Raw genomic sequence first — 15923 nt, forward strand, 5'->3', positions numbered from 1 at the left:
AGTGGGCGAATTCGCCCACGGTGGCTTAAGAAATTTCGCGCCTGAAAGGCGGCAAGGCATTCAGGATAGCCTTGCCATAGCGCTGGGTGACCAATCGGCGGTCGAGCAAGGTGATGGTGCCCCGGTCCTGTTCGGTACGCAGCAAGCGGCCGCAGGCCTGCACCAGCTTCAGGGACGCATCCGGCACCGAGATCTCCATGAACGGGTTGCCGCCCCGCGCTTCGATCCACTCGGCCAGTGCGGCCTCGACCGGATCATCCGGCACCGAGAACGGGATCTTGGCGATCACCACGTGCTCGCAGTAGGCGCCAGGCAAGTCGACGCCTTCGGCGAAACTGGCCAGGCCGAACAGCACACTGGAATCGCCGCCATCGACCCGTGCCTTGTGCTTGTTCAGGGTTTCCTGCTTGGACAGGTTGCCCTGGATGAACACCTGCTTGCGCCAGTCGCGGTCGAGGCCGTCGAACACGTCCTGCATCTGTTTGCGCGAGGAAAACAGCACCAGGGTACCTTTGGAACCCTCCACCAGGTCTGGCAGGTCACGGATGATCGCAGCCGTGTGGGCCGCCGCATCCCGAGGGTCGGCCTTGAGGTCCGGCACCCGCAGCACACCCGCGTCGGCGTGGTGAAACGGGCTCGGCACCACGGCGGTTACGGCTTTTTTCGGCAGGCCGGCGCGCATGCGGAAGCGGTCGAAGGTGCCCAGGGCAGTCAGGGTGGCCGAGGTCACCAGGCAGCCGTAGGCCACGTTCCACAGGTTGCGGCGCAGCATTTCGGCGGCCAGGATCGGGCTGGCATTGACCTCGATGTCAAACAGCGCGCCGCTTTCCGAGAGGGTCAGCCAACGCGCCATCGGCGGGTTGTCTTCCGGGTCTTCGACGGTGAAGGCGGTCCACAGCTCCCAGTTGCCCTGTGAGCGAGACAACAGGCTGCCAAACAGCGGGTACCACTCCTCGGCCTGGTTGCTGGCGATGCCGATGTTGACCTCGCCATCCATGCCTTCCTTGAGCAGGTCGGTCAACCGGGTAAACAAGTCGGTCAGGCGCGAAAAGCCCTTCTTCAACTCGATGCCCATTTCACGCATGTGCTCGGGGATTAGCCCGCCGACGAAGCGGTGACGCGGCCGCTCACGGCCCTCCACATCTTCGCCGGGCTTGAAGTCGGCGACTTGCTCACAGGCGCTGAACATGAATTGCTGCTGGGTCTTGATCTCCCGCGCCAGCTCCGGCACCTGTTCGATCAGCTTGCCCAGGTCGCCGGGCAGCGGGTGCTGGGCCAGCAACTTGGTGAGGTTCTTGGCGGTGGTCTCCAGCCAATCGGCGGTGGAGCGCAGGCGGGTGTAGTGGGCGAAATGGCCGATGGCCTTATCGGGCAGGTGGTGCCCTTCGTCGAACACATAGAGGGTGTCGCGTGGGTCCGGCAATACGGCACCGCCGCCCAGGGCCAGGTCGGCCAGGACCATGTCGTGGTTGGTGACGATCACGTCGACCTTGCCCATGCCTTCGCGGGCCTTATAGAAGGCGCACTGGCCGAAGTTGGGGCAATGGCGGTTGGTGCACTGGCTGTGGTCGGTGGTCAGGCGCGCCCAGTCGGAATCTTCAAGGGCGGTGGGCCAGCTGTCGCGGTCGCCGTCCCATTTATTGCCGGCCAGTTTCTCGATCATGCTGGTAAACAGCTTCTGGCTGGCCTCATCCACCTCGATCTTGAAGCCTTCTTCTTCGAACAACTGGGCGGTGGCGGTTTGCGCGTGGCCCTCCTGCAGCAGCACATCGAGCTTGGACAGGCACATGTAGCGACCACGGCCCTTGGCCAGGGCAAAGGTGAAGTTCAGGCCGCTGTTACGCATGAGGTCAGGCAGGTCTTTGTAGACGATCTGCTCTTGCAGGGCGACGGTGGCGGTGGCGATCACCAAGCGCTTGCCGGCCGCCTTGGCAGTGGGGATAGCAGCCAGGCTATAGGCCACGGTCTTGCCGGTACCGGTACCGGCCTCGACGGCCACGACCGCGGGCTCACCCTCGCGGCGACCTTCGTCGTCGGTGTCGATATCCCCGAGGACCTTGGCCACTTCGGCGATCATCAGGCGTTGGCCGTAGCGCGGTTTCAAGCTCTTGGCTTCGAGAAAACGCGAATAGGCGCCCTGGATCGTGGTTTTGAGTTCAGTGCTGATCATGAATAGTCGGGCGCTAAAAACGCTGGATAAATTTTCAGTGGTTCGGATCGGCGGCTATCATACCCCGCTAATGAATCCCGCGCAGAACGGAGTACCGCAATGACCGTGTTTAGCCTCGCCTACACCCTGCATGTATTGGCCGCCCTCGTCTGGGTCGGCGGCATGTTTTTCGCCTGGATGATCCTGCGCCCCGCCGCTGTGGCGGCACTTGAGGGCCCTGCCCGGCTCAAGCTGTGGGCAAATGTGTTTCAACGTTTTTTCGTATGGGTGTGGATCGCCGTGGCCATTTTGCCGATCAGCGGCATTGGCCTGCTGCAATTGCGCTTCAGCGGGTTTGAGACAGCGCCACGCTATGTGCAGGTGATGATGGGCTTGTATCTGGTGATGACGGCGCTGTTTATCCGTATCCAGGCGCTGAAATTCCCGGAGTTGCGCGCGGCGCTGGCGGCTGAAGATTGGCCGGCTGGGGCGGCGGTGCTGGGGCAGATTCGCAAGCTGGTGGGGATTAACTTGATCGTGGGGTTGGTGGTGGTGGCGATTGCTTCGGCTCGGCCGATGTTCTGAGGCAGTCCTTAGACCGTTATCGCCGGCAAGCCGGCTCCTACAGGTTTTATACGATCAACTGTAGGAGCCGGCTTGCCGGCGATGATGTCTTTACAGGCGCTGAATAGTCACAGCCCCCGCAGGCCCTGCCGGCCCCGGTTGCCCTTCCAAACCAGGGCGGCCCTTTTCACCGCCATCGGCACGGTACACCAAGCAACCCTTGGACTGGCCGCCACGGCCAGGTTTACCTGCCGTGCCCGCCAAACCACCCGCACCGCCATCGACCCAGACCTTGATGCGTTCAGCCGGGAAATCCTGCGGCAACTCAACCCGCACCTGCGCGCCTGCCGCACCGGGCAAACCATCGCCGCCGTTATCGCCATTGGCGCCGCGGCCAGCCGAACCCCAGGTGCAACCCGGGTCCACGCCATTGGCGCCATCCAGGCCCGCATAACCCTGGGCACCCGCACCGCCCCGGGCATCCACCGACAGCTCTTCAGCCGTCAGCGCATTGATGCGCAGGGTCAGGTCGCGTCCCGCCTTGGCCGGGCGTTCGTGGGTGCCGGGGGCGCCACGCGAAGTGATCTGGCTGCCATGGTCCAACTGCGCGTGGCGCACCTGCAACTGCAAGCCGGTATTGCCCGGGGCGATGGCGATACGTGCTTCACGCCCCAGGTGCAGCTCATCCACCGTGACCTGGCTGATCGTCGCCGGAATCAGCAAGGTGCCGTAATCGGCGACGTCCAGGCGTTCCAGTTGCAGCACGCTGGTACTGCTGGGCAAGCGCATCAACGAATTACTTTCAACACTGACGGTCTGCGCCAGGGCGATGGGGCTGACCAGCAGGGCCAACAGAAAAACCTTACGCATGATTGGCCTCCTTGTTCGTTTCATTAACCGCCGCAGGCACCGACAGGCCCTGCACGTGGAACATACCGACCAGCAGAATCTGCACGCGGTCACGCCAGGGATGGGCACGGTGTTTGACGCTGCTGTTGAACAACATCAACTCCAGCAAATGGGTGAGGAACAACAGACTGCCGGCCAGGTTGACCAACAGGTGGAACGGGCTGGCGAGCGGCCGGAACAGATTGACCACCACCACGACCCAGAACAGTAACGTCAGAAACTTCCCCAGCCCCCAAAACACCTTCATCCCGCATGCCCCCTTGCCTATTATTCTTTGGGCGCACAGTACCGACTTCTACAGGCGATTTGCCAGTGAAGGATGAAAAAACTTGATAAAGGGCAGGTATGCCGGCTGTTTCGGCGAGGATCGCCAGCAATGCCCCTGTGACTGGCACAGGGGCAAGGGCTATCAGCGGTTGATCTGGATTTCCACGCGGCGGTTCAGTGCGCGCCCTTCAGCGGTTTTATTGTCGGCCACCGGATGGCTTTCGCCGGCACCGGTGACCGAGACAAAGTTGCTGCGAGGCACGCCGGCACCAATCAAGTAGTCCGTGACCGAGTGGGCGCGTTTTTCCGAGAGTTTCTGGTTGTAGGCGTCCTTGCCGACGCTGTCGGTGTGCCCGCTGACCCGCAGTTGCGCGCTGGGGGCTTCTTTTTTCAGGCGAGTGGCAATGGTGTCGAGCTTGGTTTTGTCCGCGGCCGTCAACTTGGCCGAATCGAACTGGAAGTGCACATCGCGGATCACGATGGTTTCTTCTTTAACCACCACCACTTCCTCGACCACCGCTGGCGGCGCCACAGGAGGGCAACCATTGGCATCGACCTGCACGCCTTTTGGCGTACCCGGGCACTTGTCGCGGCTGTCCGGCACACCATCGCCGTCTTCATCGCCATCGCCGTGCACCCAGCAATAGGCGCCAGCCATGCCACCGATCAGCAGCGCGCCCGCGCCTGCATAGGCTGAACTTTCAGTGGCGCCGATCGCCGCGCCCGTCACACCGCCCACGGCGGCGCAGGTGGGCCAGTCGGTTTTCTGCAAGCCTGCGCAACCTGTCAATACTCCGGTTAGCAGAACCAAGGGTAGAGCTGTCCGCATGATGCTCATCTGTTTTCTCCTGAGGGGATCGGCGGGGGCCGATGGGTGGAGTAAAGACGGCTCTTTTCATCTGCGCCACTACGCCGCGCCCCTGTATTCATTGAGGATCGCTGCACTCGTAGGACTTTTCGCAGCCACCCGCTCTAGGCCCGCACGCTCAGCCGCGCTAGTCTCTACGGTCCTGATGTGAGGATCTGTGATGACCGCCGGTATTTCTTCCCGAACACCCCAGCAAGCCTTGGCTGCCTTGCTCGATCTGCACCAGCCCAAACGCCTGTTGCTGTTGGGTGCCAGCCAGTTCCCGGCGCTGGACGCCTTCCAGGCCGAGCACCCCGACACCGTCGTCGCCATCGCGCCGCCCGGGCCCTTGCCCGCAGCGCTGGCGGCGCAACGTTTTGACTTGGCGCTGGTGGTCGACTGCCTGGAGCACCTGTCAAAACCGCAAGGCCTGACCCTGCTCGGTGGCGTGCGCAACCTCAATGCCAGCCGTATTGCTGCGCTCGTCGACCTCAACGCCTGCGGCTGGAAGGAAACCGACTTCTTCTCCCTTGCCCTGCAGGCCGGCGAGCGTTTCCAGCGCGATGAGCAGGTTCTGACGCTGTTTACCTATGATCTGCTTGACTATAAACAGGTGCCGGACTGGCTCAACGCCCGTTTCTGGGCCAACCCGGAAAACTTCGGAAAGTATTGGTGGTAACCCCGATGAGTACATCCATTTGCCCCTGCGGCAGTGGCAACCTGCTGGATGCCTGCTGCGGCCACTATCACGCCGGCCACCCCGCACCCTGCGCCACCGCGCTGATGCGTTCGCGCTACAGCGCCTATGTGCTCGGCCTGGTGGATTACCTGGTGGCAACTACCTTGCCCGCGCAACAGGCCGGCCTGGACCGCAACGCCATCGGCGCCTGGAGTGCCCAAAGCACCTGGCTGGGCCTTGAGGTGGAAAGCTCCGAGGTGTTCGGCGGCCAGCCGGAACATGCGTTCGTGACCTTTACCGCCCGCTGGCACGACAGCACCGGTGAACATAGCCACCGCGAGCAGTCCTCTTTCGTACAGAATGATGGGCGCTGGTACTTCATCGACCCCACCGTCGAGGTCAAGGCAGGACGCAACGATGCGTGCCTGTGCGGCAGTGGTCAGAAATTCAAGAAGTGTTGCTCCAGCTACCTCTAAGCCCTCTGACAGGAAAAACGCCATGCTTCGGATCTACAGCTTGATGCTGGCGTTGACACTGGGCTTGACCGGCTGCGCCTCGTGGTTCGAAGACGATACGCCGGCACCTCACGTGGCCCTGGTCAAAGTCGAAGTGGTGCGGGCCAAGTTGCTGGAGCAGAAGTTCAAGCTGTACTTTCGCGTGGACAACCGCGACGACGCCGACCTGACGGTGCGCGGCCTGATCTACAAGGTCACCCTGGACGATTTTGTGCTGACTGAAGGCGAGTCCAACGAATGGCTCACCGTGCCGCCGCGCAGCCATGCGTTCTTCCGGGTGACGGTGCGCACTAACCTGTGGCCGCAGATACGTGATGTGGTGCAGATGCTGAAAAATCCCACCCAGCCCGTGCCCTATCGCCTGGACGGTGAACTGAAAACCGGATTATTCATCGGTAATGACGTGCAGGTGTCCCACAATGGCGAGATAATCCCCGGCGATTTTATTCCGGAGCGACATCGATGACTCAGCAACCCCATGTCCATGGTCCTGACTGCAACCACGATCACGATCACCATGATCACGACCACGGCCATGTCCACGGCCCGAACTGCGGCCACGCTCACCAGGAGCCGGTGCGCAACGCCTTGAAGGACGTTGGCCGCAACGACCCTTGCCCTTGCGGCAGCGCGAAGAAATTCAAGAAGTGCCACGGGGCGTGATGCCCTGACCCAGGCTGTGTGGGAGCTGGCTTGCCTGCGATGGCATCAACCGGGTGTGCCTGATGTACCGAGGTGTCTGCATCGCAGGCAAGCCAGCTCCCACATGAATGGTGTTGCAGGTTCAGGGTTTGCGTTGGAACTGCAATTCCACTTCCAATCCCCCACCTTCCCGATTGCTCAAGCTCAACTGCCCGTCATGCGCCCGCGCAATGGTGTGGGCGATGCTCAGCCCCAACCCATACCCGCCCGTCTCGGCGTTGCGTGAGCCTTCCACCCGATAAAACGGCTCCATCACCTGTTCCAGCTGTTCCTGGGGAATCCCCGGGCCACGGTCACTGATGACGATCTTCAGGCTGTCTGCCTGGTCCTCGACCTGCACCACCACTTCACAGCCATAACGCACCGCGTTTTCCAGCAGGTTCTGCACACAACGCTTGAGGCTGCGGGCATACCCCGGCAAGGGTTGCCGGGCCCGTCCCACTATCGTCACGCTTTGCCCCACATCCTCAAGATCGGCCTGCAGGCTTTGCAGCAAGGCGTTGATGTCGATGTTCTGCCGCGTCTCATTGATTTCGCCGCTGCTGACAAAATCCAGGGTGCTGGAGACCATGTGCTCCATTTCTTCCAGGTCGCTGCGAAACCGCTCCTTGGTGCGGGTGTCTTCCAGCATCTCGGTGCGCAGGCGCAGGCGTGTGATCGGTGAACGCAGATCGTGGGAAATCGCCGCGAGAAAACGCGTGCGTTCGGCGATGTTGGCGATCAAGCGTTGCTGCATCGCATTGAAGGCCTGCGCCGCACGGCGGACTTCAGTGGGGCCGTCCACCGACAGCGGCGGGCGCTGGATATCACGCCCCAACGCCTCAGCCGCCTTGGCCAGGGCATTGAGCGGGCGGATCGCCAGGCGCACCGCCACCAGGGCGATCACCACCAGCACCAACACCCGCAGCAAGTAGATACGCATCACATAGTCGAACAGCAGGTCCAGCGGCGAAGTGCTGGTCCAGCCCTGTTCTTCACTGGCATCCACCTGCAACCAGCGCCCGTCGGGCAGGCGCAGGTCAATCAGGAACTGCCCCACCACCGGCTTGGAGCTCAGCAGGGTCGACAACCCTGCAGTTTGCCCTTCGCCATCCACCAGGGACAGGCGCAGCAGGATCAGGGTCTGGGCGTAGCCGGTTTTCTCCGACAACACCTTTTTGATCAGGCGCTCGGTGGGCCGGTCGCTGTCAGTCAGGGTGCTGGGCGTGCTGCTGGCCTGGTCGCTCACCGTCAGGCGAAAGTGCGGCGTGTTGAGCAGCTTGATCAACTGGTCGGCCTGCTGCGGGTCGCTGTGCACCAGCCGCACCACGTCGGCCAGGCGCGTCGCGATCAGCCGCGCGGGAATTTCCAGTACCTGGCCATGGCGGCGGTCGTACCAGATGCTGCTGGTCAGGGCCTGGGCCGCGAGCATGCCGCTGACCAGGATCAGCACCAGCCGCCCGAACAGCGAGCGCGGCAGCAGTCTCACGAGCCCAGCACCACATCATCGGCGGTGAGCATGTAACCCTCGTTGCGCACGGTCTTGATCAGCCCGGCCGGCAGTTGGGAACGCAGGCGGCTGACGCATACGTCGATGGAGCGGTCGAACGGCGTGCTGTCCTTGTCGAACACGTGATTGAGCAGAAAGTCGCGACTCAACGGGCGGTTGGGGTGCTGCAACAACAGGCGCAGCACGCGGTAGTCCGAATTGCCCAGGCTGACCACCACACCTTCCGGGGTGAGCAGTTGCCGCGCCCGTGTGTCGAGCTGCCAGCCGGCGAAACGGATGCTCGGCGCTTCATCCAGCCGCGCCCGGTCCGGAAAACTCTGCACCCGACGCAGCACCACCTTGATGCGTACCAGCAACTCACGCGGGTCGAAGGGTTTGGGCAGGTAGTCGTCGGCACCGATTTCCAGGCCGACGATGCGGTCGATCAACGAGCCCTTGGCCGTGAGCATCACCACCGGCGTGTTGGAACTCACCCGCAGTTCGCGGCACAGGCTCAGGCCGTCTTCGCCGGGCAGCATCAGGTCGAGCACAATCAGGTCGATCACATTGAGCGCCAGGCGGCGGCGCATTTCCTTGCCGTCGGCGGCGGTGGACACCTGGAAGCCGGCGTCGCTCAGGTAGTCGCAGAGCAGTTGGCGGATTTGCGGGTCGTCATCGACGATCAACAGGTGGTCTTGCTTGGCCATGGGCAGTCGGTCCGAAAACTCAAAACGCAGGAGATAGCCGAAAGTTCAGCCAGCAGTACGCGCAAATGTAATGGAATGTTGTGGGAAACGATAATCACGCATCAGCGATACAAACCCAGGGTATGGCAGGCGGAATCGCTCTTTAGACTACCGAACCTAAATGAGAGTAATTGTAATTTAGACTCGGAACTCGCCTATGTCACTGCCCACACCTCGCAGCCACACGCTGCACACCACTCTGGCGCCGATGTTCGGCTTGCTGGCTGCCGGTAGCGTTGCCCCGACGGCCTGGGCCGATGCGCCCGCCGCCGCGAACAACGACGCGGTGCTGAGCCTGCCGGAAATCAAGGTCGATGGCCAAGCTGCCCCCACCTCCGCCTTCAAGGTCGACCGGGTGACCTCCGCCAAGATCAGCCAGCCGCTGCTGGATGCGCCGCAAAGCGTGACCATCGTGCCGCAACAGGTGCTCAAGGAGCAGAACGCGCAGACCTTGCAGGAAGTGCTGCGCAACGTGCCAGGCATTACCTTCATGTCGGGCGAAGGCAACCTGGGATGGGGCGACCTGTTTTCGATTCGCGGCTTCTCGTCCGAGCAAAGCCTGACGGTCGACGGCGTGCGCGATGCCGGCATGTCCACGCGCACCGACACCTTCAACCTGCAACAGGCTGAAGTGTTCAAGGGCACCGGGTCGATTGAGTCCGGGGTGTCCGCCGTAGGCGGCAGCGTCAACCTGGTGAGCAAAGAAGCACACCTGGGCGATGCCAATAAAGTCTCGGCCGGCATCGGCACCGACAGCTACCGCCGGCTCACGGCCGACCTGAACAAACAGATCAACGACACCACCGCCGTGCGCATCAACCTGATGAAGCACTACAACGGGGTGGCCGAGCGCGACGATGTGGACTATGACCGCTGGGGCATCGCGACGTCCTTCGGCTTCGGCCTGGGCACCGACACGCGGTTCTTCGTCGACACCTTCTATCAGAAAGACACCAACACCCCGGACGGCGGCGTGCCGATCCAGCGTGGGACCAATGGCGACCGCATGCCGGGCGTAAAGCGCTCGAACTGGTACGGCGATTCCAGCCTTTACACCCAACAGAACGAAACCACCTCGCTGACCGCCCGTTTCGAACACGACTTCGACTGGAACGACGCCAACCTGCGCAACCAGACCCGCTGGGAACGCAGCGACAACTTTGCGGTGCTCTCCCCGGCGCGATTCTTTGCCGCCAATGCCAACGGCCAGAAAACCTGCTCCGGCACGCGCTGTGCGACCTTGGGCTACACCGGTGTAGGCCCGATCAGCCAAGTCCCGGGCAGCACGGTCAATGCCTACACCGACTACGTGAACAACAGCAACACCGCCTACGGCATCCTGCGCGGCAGCGATTTCGGTTTGTCCAAGCGCTACACCATCCTGGATAACCAGACCGACTTCAGCTTCAAGTTCAACACCGGCAGCCTGCAGCACGCGGTGGTGTCGGGCCTCGAGTTCTACCACGAGACCTACGGCGGCCTGAAACGCAACGCCGAAGTGCCGGCCGGCGACATGTTCTTCGACATGAGCGACCCCAGCCACAGCTTCGCCAGCACCTATGTGACCAAGGGCGAAGGCGACCCACGCTCGGTGATCGACAACGCCGGCATTTATGCAGGCGACACGGTTACGCTCAACGACCAGTGGCAAGTGCTCGGCTCGCTGCGCTATGACAACTGGCGCGCCCAGACCACCCAACGTGGCCAGGCAGATATCAGCAGCACCGATGGCGCCGTCAGCGGTCGCGTCGGCGCGGTGTACAAGCCGTTGCCCAACGGCAGCATCTATGTGTCCTACAGCGAGGCGGCGCAACCGTCGGCACTCGGCGCGTCCACCAACAACCAGATCTACGGTTCGGCCACCACCAGCAACTACAGCCCGGCCAAGTCCAAGACCTATGAAATGGGCACCAAGTGGGACATTGCCCACGACATGCTCAACGTGACGGCGGCGATCTTCCGCACCGAACTGGACAACGCCTGGGAATACCAGGACGGCGAGTCCGCCCCGGTCCGCGCCCTGCCCGCCAAACGCGTAGACGGCGTGGAACTGGGCCTGCAAGGCAACATCACGCCGCGCTGGACCGCCTACACCGGGTTCTCGGCGCTCAAGAGCACCCAGACCAAAGGCATCAACAAAGGCGCCGAAGCCAAGAACGTGCCCGACCTGACCGCCAACCTGTGGACCACCTACGCCGTCACCGACGCCCTGAGCCTCAGCTACGGCGAGCAATACGTGGGCCGTCGTCGCTACAGCGACAACAAATACGTCGGCGGTTTGAACAACAACAGCAGCTACGCCAACGGCCCGTCCGGGGTGAACGCCATCTATGTGCGCGACAACGAAAAGGCCCCCGGCTACTGGCTGAGCAACGTGGCGGCGCAATACAAGGTGAACAAGGACACCACGGTCAACCTCAACCTCAACAACGTGTTCAATAAGTTCTATTACAGCCAGGTCGGCGCGTCCCTCGACGGCTTCCAGCTGTACGGCATCCCCGGTGCCGGGCGCACCCTCACCGCCAGCGTCGACTATGAGTTCTGACCGGTGCTGATCGAAATCCCGGGGCTGCTCAGCCCCCGTGAAGTCGAGACCAGCGTGGCGGCCTTGCTCGATCAACCCTGGGTGGACGGCAAGGTGACCGCCGGGCAGCGCTCGGCCCTGGCGAAAAACAACCGGCAGTTGCCGGAAGATTCGCCGACGGCCATCCGCGTGGGTGAGCAGATTCTGGCGCGGCTGTCGGACAACGCGCTGTTCATGTCCGCCACCCTGCCCAAGCGCATCTACCCGCCGCTGTTCAACCGCTACAGCGGCGGCGAGGCCTTTGACTGGCATATCGACAATGCCATTCGCGGCCTCAAGGGCGTGCGCGAACGGGTGCGCACCGACATCTCCGCCACGTTGTTCCTGGCCGACCCGGCCAGCTACGACGGCGGCGAACTGGTGATCCGCGACACCTTCGGCGAACACGCCGTGAAGCTGCCCGCCGGCCACCTGCTGATCTACCCCGGCAGCAGCTTGCACAAGATCAACCCCGTCACCCGCGGTGAGCGCCTGGCCAGTTTCTTCTGGATCGAAAGCCTGGTGCGCGAAGACAGCCAGCGCCAACTGCTGCTGGACATGGACGTGGCGATCCAGACCCTCACCGCGCAACACGCCGACCACCACGCGCTGCTGCAACTGAGCGGCGCTTATCACAACCTGCTGCGGCGCTGGAGCGATGTCTGATGCGCCGCCTTCACCTGGAGTCCGTGCCATGTTGAAACCCCGAAACGCGCTCAAACTCGGCGCGCTGTTTGCCGCGCTGGTCCTGGGCCATGCCGAAACCGCCGCCGCCCATGAAGTCACCGACGTGCTGGGCCGCAAGGTCGAAGTGGCCGACAACGTCAAGCGTGTGGTCCTTGGCGAAGGCCGGCTGATTTCCGCCTTTGCCTTGCTCGACAAGAACGCGCCGTTCCAGCGCATCGTCGGCTGGCAGAACGACCTGAAGCTGCTGGACCAGCACACCTACAACGCCTACGTGGCGAAATTTCCGACAGTGAAAGACATCCCGCTGATCGGCCAGGCGTCGGAGCAAAGCGTCAGCGCCGAGGAAATCCTTTCGCTCAAACCCGACCTGGCGGTGTTCAGCATTTCCGGCCACGGCCCCACTGAACACAGCCCGGTCGCCGATGTGCTGGCCAAGGCGGGCATCCCGGTGTTGTTCGTCGACTTCCGCATCAACCCGGTGCAAGGCACCCACACCAGCATGACAGCGCTGGGTGACGCGCTGGGCCGTGAAGCCCAGGCCAAGGCGTTCCTCGACTTCTATGACCAGCACATCAAGGTCATCACCGACGCCGTCGCCACCCTGCCTGCGGGCCCGCGCCCGAGCGTGTTCCTCGAACTGCTGGCCGGTGCCTGGCAAGCGCCGGGTCACACCACCGGCAAGAGCGGCATGGGTGAAGTGATCAAGCTGGTGGGCGGGCGCAACATCGCCGCCGATGTGGTGCCGGGTGCACTGGGGGATATCAGTGTCGAGTACGCGTTGAAGGCTGACCCGGATGTCTACGTCGCCACGGGTAACCACAAGCCGGGGCTGATCCTGGGCGCAGGCGTGAGTACCGACGAAGCACGCGAGGCATTTGATCGGGTGCTGGCACGTCCGGAATTCGCCAACCTGCGTGCGATCCGCACAGGTAATTCCCACGGCCTGTGGCATGACTTCTACAACTCGCCGTACAACCTGCTGGCCATCGAGTCGTTGGCCAAGTGGGTACACCCCGAGTTGTTCGCCAAGCTGGACCCGCAGGCGACCATGGAGCAGATCAACCAGCAGTTCCTGGGGATGCCGCTACAGGGCGCCTATTGGATCGACGCTAAGCCCGCCGTAGAAACACGGTAAAACCTGTGGGAGCGGGCTTGCCCGCTCCCACAGTTTGATCTTCTTCGTTTTCGAAACGGTGTGAGCCACATGACCACTCAAACCCTCGACCTCGCCAGCGCCACCCAGGGCTACCGCCGCCTGCTGGCGCGGCGTGCCTGGCTGCTGGCGTTACTGGGCACCGCGCTGGTCTGCGCCATCCTCGTGGACCTGGCCAGCGGCCCATCGGGCATGGGCCTGCTGGCGCTGCTCAACGGCATTTTGCACCCTTCCCACCTGAGCGCCACCGACCAGGTGATCATCTGGAACGTGCGCCTGCCCTACGCCTTGATGGCGGTGTTGGTCGGTTGCGCGTTGTCGCTGGCCGGAGCCGAGATGCAGGCCATCTTGAATAACCCACTGGCCAGCCCCTTCACCCTGGGCGTGTCCTCGGCGGCGGCGTTGGGCGCATCCCTGGTGATTGTGTTCCCGGTGACCACGCTGTGGGTCTCGGCCAATACCGCGATCTCCATCTCGGCGTTTATCTTCGCCGCCGCCTCGGTGTTTTTGCTGCAAGCCATGTCACGCCTGCGCGGTGCCGGGGTGGAAAGCCTGGTGCTGTTCGGGATCGCCCTGGTGTTCAGTTGCAACGCGGTGGTGGCCTTGCTGCAACTGGTCGCCACCGAAGATGTGCTGCAACAGCTGGTGTTCTGGACCCTGGGCAGCGTGACCCGGGCCAACTGGGACAAGCTCGGCATCCTCGCGTTGGTGGTTGCCGTGGTCATGCCATTTTCCTTCACCGCCGCACCGCGCCTCACACTGTTGCGCATGGGCGAAGACCGCGCACAAAGCTTCGGCGTGGACGTAAAGCGCCTGCGGTTTTTCTCGCTGCTGCGTATCAGCCTGTTGTCGGCGACCGCCGTGGCGTTTGTAGGCACCATCGGTTTTATCGGCCTGGTGGGTCCGCATATCGCGCGGATCCTGGTGGGCGAGGACCAACGCTTCCTGCTGCCGGCCAGTGCCTTGACCGGCGCGTTGCTGCTGTCGCTGTCGTCCATCGCCAGCAAGCTGATCATGCCCGGGGTGATCGTGCCGGTGGGCATTGTCACGGCCTTGGTGGGCGTGCCGATTTTCGTGGTGCTGGTGTTCAAGCGTGGGAGGCAGTTATGAGTGCAGGGTTATCGGTACACAGCGCCAATGTGAGTTATGGGCGCCGGCAGATCGTGCACGACCTGAACCTGCCCACCCTGCCCCACGGCAGCCTGACCGCCTTGATCGGGCCCAACGGCGCCGGAAAATCCACCTTGCTGCGCGCCGTGGCCGGGCTGGAAAAGATGCAGGGCGTCGTGCGATTGGGCGACCTGGACCTGTCAGCCATGTCGGTGGCCGAGCGCGCACGGCGCGTCACCTACATGCCGCAGAACCTGCCGCCGGGCCTGAGCCTCAGCGTGATGGAAAGCGTGATCGCCGCCTTGCGCGTGGCCAATGCCGACGGCGTTCCCCTGTCCAATACCGCCTGCCTGCGCGAAGCCTTCGAGGCCTTGCAGCGCATTGGCATCGCGCATTTGGCCGATCAACTGTTAAGCACGTTGTCCGGTGGCCAGCGCCAATTGGTCAGCCTTGCCCAACTGATCGCGCGTCGCCCCCAGGTGATGTTGCTCGACGAACCCACCAGCGCCCTGGACCTCAACTACCAATTGAAGGTGATGGAGTGCGTGCGCTCTCTGGTGCGTGAGCACAACCTGATCGCCGTGGTGGTGTTGCATGACATCAACCTCGCCGCGCGTTTTGCCGACCGTATTGCGGTGCTGCGCCAAGGCCGCTTGTACGCCAGCGGCACGGCGGATGCGGTGCTCGACCCGCTGATGTTTGCCGAGGTGTACCGCGTGCAGGTGCGCATCGAGCGCTGTTCGCAGCAGTCGTTGCAGGTGTTGGTGGACGGTGCTGTGTGATTCGCTTCTAAGGGTATGCACAAATGTTTCATTGAATTTTCGTCAGTGGAACATTACCTATACCTACAGGCATTCGCTCAAGCATCACCACCTTTGGAGAGCTTCATGATCGACCTGTATTACTGGACTACCCCCAACGGTCACAAAGTATCGCTGTTCCTGGAAGAAGCCGGCCTGCCCTATAAGGTGCACCCGATCAATATCGGCCAGGGCGACCAGTTCAAGCCCGATTTCCTGAAGATCGCTCCCAACAACCGCATCCCGGCCATCGTCGATCACCAGCCGATCGACGGAGGCGCGCCAATTTCGCTGTTCGAGTCCGGCGCCATCCTGCTGTACCTCGCGGAAAAAACCGGCCAGTTCATTCCCAAAGACCTGCGCGGTCGCCAGGAAGCCCTGCAATGGCTGTTCTGGCAAATGGGCGGGTTGGGGCCGATGGCCGGGCAGAACCACCATTTCAGCCAGTTCGCGCCTGAGAAGATTCCCTACGCGATCAAACGCTATGTAGACGAAACTGCCCGCTTGTACGGCGTGCTCGACCGCCGTCTGGCGGACCGCGCCTTCGTGGCGGGCGAGGACTACAGCATTGCCGACATGGCGATCTACCCGTGGATCGTTTCCCACAAATGGCAGAGCCAGCGCTTGGAAGACTTCCCCCATCTGCACCGCTGGTTCAACAGCATCAAGGAGCGGCCAGCGACGGTTCGGGCTTATGAACTGGTGCAGAAAGTGAACCCACCCAAAGCCTGACCTTGCGCTGTACGCGGTCAAACTGTGGGAGC

At 62.7% G+C, this 15923-nt stretch carries 17 protein-coding genes; 11 read left to right on the forward strand and 6 right to left on the reverse strand.

Annotated features, from left to right (window positions below):
• Positions 1-25: 25 nt before the first annotated feature.
• Positions 26-2170: an ATP-dependent DNA helicase DinG gene (gene dinG, locus ACVWVP_RS23900; RefSeq protein ID WP_176994736.1), complete on the reverse strand. Its 2145-nt coding sequence runs from the start codon at positions 2168-2170 to the stop codon at positions 26-28.
• Positions 2171-2269: 99 nt separating this feature from the next.
• Here dinG and ACVWVP_RS23905 point away from each other — a divergent pair, with 99 nt between their 5' ends.
• Entirely contained in the window at positions 2270-2734 is a 465-nt protein-coding gene (locus ACVWVP_RS23905; protein ID WP_457408404.1) for a CopD family protein, read from the forward strand.
• A 90-nt stretch (positions 2735-2824) separates the two neighbouring features.
• On the opposite strand, the gene ACVWVP_RS23910 is transcribed toward ACVWVP_RS23905, so the two are convergent.
• The 3 genes from ACVWVP_RS23910 to ACVWVP_RS23920 all read right to left on the reverse strand — a co-directional run bounded on the left by ACVWVP_RS23910 (position 2825) and on the right by ACVWVP_RS23920 (position 4727).
• A complete protein-coding gene (locus tag ACVWVP_RS23910) occupies positions 2825-3583 on the reverse strand; it encodes a collagen-like protein (protein WP_178918961.1) in 759 nt (252 codons plus the stop codon).
• Positions 3576-3869: a DUF1145 domain-containing protein gene (locus ACVWVP_RS23915; RefSeq protein WP_457408406.1), complete on the reverse strand. Its 294-nt coding sequence runs from the start codon at positions 3867-3869 to the stop codon at positions 3576-3578. Before ACVWVP_RS23915 ends, ACVWVP_RS23910 begins: the two co-directional genes overlap by 8 nt.
• A gap of 162 nt (positions 3870-4031) precedes the next feature.
• The gene (locus ACVWVP_RS23920; protein ID WP_178918964.1) at positions 4032-4727 is read right to left on the reverse strand and encodes an OmpA family protein; all 696 of its coding nucleotides are present in this window, start codon (positions 4725-4727) and stop codon (positions 4032-4034) included.
• A 190-nt stretch (positions 4728-4917) separates the two neighbouring features.
• Here ACVWVP_RS23920 and ACVWVP_RS23925 point away from each other — a divergent pair, with 190 nt between their 5' ends.
• Genes ACVWVP_RS23925 through ACVWVP_RS23940 form a run of 4 tightly spaced genes read left to right on the forward strand, consistent with a single transcriptional unit; the run spans position 4918 to position 6593 of the window.
• Positions 4918-5415 carry a DUF6231 family protein gene (locus tag ACVWVP_RS23925; protein WP_178918965.1) on the forward strand — a complete coding sequence of 166 codons (498 nt, stop codon included), beginning with the start codon at positions 4918-4920 and terminating at the stop codon, positions 5413-5415.
• Positions 5416-5420: 5 nt separating this feature from the next.
• A complete protein-coding gene (locus ACVWVP_RS23930; RefSeq protein ID WP_178918966.1) occupies positions 5421-5891 on the forward strand; it encodes a YchJ family protein in 471 nt (156 codons plus the stop codon).
• Positions 5892-5913: 22 nt separating this feature from the next.
• Complete coding sequence (locus ACVWVP_RS23935; protein WP_178918967.1) at positions 5914-6396, forward strand: LEA type 2 family protein; 483 nt, start codon at positions 5914-5916, stop codon at positions 6394-6396.
• Positions 6393-6593, forward strand: coding sequence for an SEC-C metal-binding domain-containing protein (locus ACVWVP_RS23940; protein ID WP_026136698.1), 201 nt, complete (start codon positions 6393-6395; stop codon positions 6591-6593). Before ACVWVP_RS23935 ends, ACVWVP_RS23940 begins: the two co-directional genes overlap by 4 nt.
• Before the next feature lie 121 nt (positions 6594-6714).
• Here ACVWVP_RS23940 and ACVWVP_RS23945 read toward each other — a convergent pair whose 3' ends face one another.
• Complete coding sequence (locus tag ACVWVP_RS23945) at positions 6715-8100, reverse strand: ATP-binding protein (protein WP_259171785.1); 1386 nt, start codon at positions 8098-8100, stop codon at positions 6715-6717.
• On the reverse strand, positions 8097-8807 hold the full coding sequence (locus tag ACVWVP_RS23950; protein ID WP_178918969.1) for a response regulator: 711 nt from the start codon (positions 8805-8807) through the stop codon (positions 8097-8099). Before ACVWVP_RS23950 ends, ACVWVP_RS23945 begins: the two co-directional genes overlap by 4 nt.
• Positions 8808-9003: 196 nt before the next feature.
• Here ACVWVP_RS23950 and ACVWVP_RS23955 point away from each other — a divergent pair, with 196 nt between their 5' ends.
• From ACVWVP_RS23955 to ACVWVP_RS23980, 6 genes are all read left to right on the forward strand, one after another.
• On the forward strand, positions 9004-11391 hold the full coding sequence (locus tag ACVWVP_RS23955) for a TonB-dependent receptor (RefSeq protein ID WP_259171786.1): 2388 nt from the start codon (positions 9004-9006) through the stop codon (positions 11389-11391).
• Between the two features lie 3 nt (positions 11392-11394).
• Entirely contained in the window at positions 11395-12075 is a 681-nt protein-coding gene (locus tag ACVWVP_RS23960; RefSeq protein WP_178918971.1) for a Fe2+-dependent dioxygenase, read from the forward strand.
• A 28-nt stretch (positions 12076-12103) separates the two neighbouring features.
• Positions 12104-13231 (forward strand): ABC transporter substrate-binding protein, encoded by a 1128-nt coding sequence (locus tag ACVWVP_RS23965; RefSeq protein ID WP_457408411.1) that lies wholly within the window; start codon positions 12104-12106, stop codon positions 13229-13231.
• 69 nt (positions 13232-13300) lie between these two features.
• The gene (locus ACVWVP_RS23970) at positions 13301-14359 is read left to right on the forward strand and encodes a FecCD family ABC transporter permease (RefSeq protein WP_259171789.1); all 1059 of its coding nucleotides are present in this window, start codon (positions 13301-13303) and stop codon (positions 14357-14359) included.
• Positions 14356-15141, forward strand: coding sequence for an ABC transporter ATP-binding protein (locus ACVWVP_RS23975; RefSeq protein WP_457408413.1), 786 nt, complete (start codon positions 14356-14358; stop codon positions 15139-15141). Before ACVWVP_RS23970 ends, ACVWVP_RS23975 begins: the two co-directional genes overlap by 4 nt.
• Positions 15142-15246: 105 nt before the next feature.
• Positions 15247-15891: a glutathione S-transferase N-terminal domain-containing protein gene (locus tag ACVWVP_RS23980; RefSeq protein ID WP_178918978.1), complete on the forward strand. Its 645-nt coding sequence runs from the start codon at positions 15247-15249 to the stop codon at positions 15889-15891.
• Positions 15892-15923 lie beyond the last annotated feature (32 nt).

The organism is Pseudomonas sp. TE24901 (assembly GCF_054058375.1).

Bases quoted from the DNA above. Each gene is read 5' to 3' on its own strand.
- ACVWVP_RS23920 (WP_178918964.1), bottom strand. From the start codon at position 4,727: ATGAGCATCATGCGGACAGCTCTACCCTTGGTTCTGCTAACCGGAGTA.
- ACVWVP_RS23975 (WP_457408413.1), top strand. From the start codon at position 14,356: ATGAGTGCAGGGTTATCGGTACACAGCGCCAATGTGAGTTATGGGCGC.
- ACVWVP_RS23935 (WP_178918967.1), top strand. From the start codon at position 5,914: ATGCTTCGGATCTACAGCTTGATGCTGGCGTTGACACTGGGCTTGACC.
- ACVWVP_RS23950 (WP_178918969.1), bottom strand. From the start codon at position 8,807: ATGGCCAAGCAAGACCACCTGTTGATCGTCGATGACGACCCGCAAATC.
- ACVWVP_RS23965 (WP_457408411.1), top strand. From the start codon at position 12,104: ATGTTGAAACCCCGAAACGCGCTCAAACTCGGCGCGCTGTTTGCCGCG.
- ACVWVP_RS23915 (WP_457408406.1), bottom strand. From the start codon at position 3,869: ATGAAGGTGTTTTGGGGGCTGGGGAAGTTTCTGACGTTACTGTTCTGG.
- ACVWVP_RS23940 (WP_026136698.1), top strand. From the start codon at position 6,393: ATGACTCAGCAACCCCATGTCCATGGTCCTGACTGCAACCACGATCAC.
- ACVWVP_RS23980 (WP_178918978.1), top strand. From the start codon at position 15,247: ATGATCGACCTGTATTACTGGACTACCCCCAACGGTCACAAAGTATCG.
- dinG (WP_176994736.1), bottom strand. From the start codon at position 2,170: ATGATCAGCACTGAACTCAAAACCACGATCCAGGGCGCCTATTCGCGT.
- ACVWVP_RS23955 (WP_259171786.1), top strand. From the start codon at position 9,004: ATGTCACTGCCCACACCTCGCAGCCACACGCTGCACACCACTCTGGCG.
- ACVWVP_RS23930 (WP_178918966.1), top strand. From the start codon at position 5,421: ATGAGTACATCCATTTGCCCCTGCGGCAGTGGCAACCTGCTGGATGCC.
- ACVWVP_RS23970 (WP_259171789.1), top strand. From the start codon at position 13,301: ATGACCACTCAAACCCTCGACCTCGCCAGCGCCACCCAGGGCTACCGC.
- ACVWVP_RS23925 (WP_178918965.1), top strand. From the start codon at position 4,918: ATGACCGCCGGTATTTCTTCCCGAACACCCCAGCAAGCCTTGGCTGCC.
- ACVWVP_RS23905 (WP_457408404.1), top strand. From the start codon at position 2,270: ATGACCGTGTTTAGCCTCGCCTACACCCTGCATGTATTGGCCGCCCTC.
- ACVWVP_RS23910 (WP_178918961.1), bottom strand. From the start codon at position 3,583: ATGCGTAAGGTTTTTCTGTTGGCCCTGCTGGTCAGCCCCATCGCCCTG.